The sequence below is a fragment of the Streptomyces sp. A012304 genome (genome assembly GCF_026008495.1).
Lineage (GTDB): Bacteria > Actinomycetota > Actinomycetes > Streptomycetales > Streptomycetaceae > Streptomyces.
Genome location: NZ_BQUN01000172.1, coordinates 1 through 312, shown reverse-complemented (window position 1 = coordinate 312; position 312 = coordinate 1). Strand labels below are relative to the sequence as shown.

General features: G+C 68.9%; 1 protein-coding gene. It reads right to left on the bottom strand.

The genetic code is table 11. The features are described 5' to 3' along the window. The coding region (locus ALMP_RS35630; RefSeq protein WP_264935912.1) for a hypothetical protein at positions 1–312 on the bottom strand (312 nt) is incomplete at both ends.

Here is a 312-nt window from a genome sequence, read left to right as displayed (position 1 = left end):
GAGTCGTAGGTGTACTCCGTGCCCGACTCGCCCGCCTTCACCATCCGGTCGAAGGCGTCGAAGGTGAACTGCTCCGTCAGGCCCGAGCTGGTACGGGTCGCCAGCGTGCCGCGCGGTGTGTGGTCGTAGGTGTAGTCGCCGTCGGACAGCAGCCGGTTGCGTTCGTCGAAGGTGGCGGTCTTGGTGCCGTTCTTCACGCGGTTGCCGCTGTCGTCCCAGCCGTACTCGGTGGTGGTGCCGTCGGCGGTCCAGGACGTGAGGCGGCCGGCGTGGTCGTAGCCGTAGGTGCTGGTGCCCGCCTTGGCCGTGCCG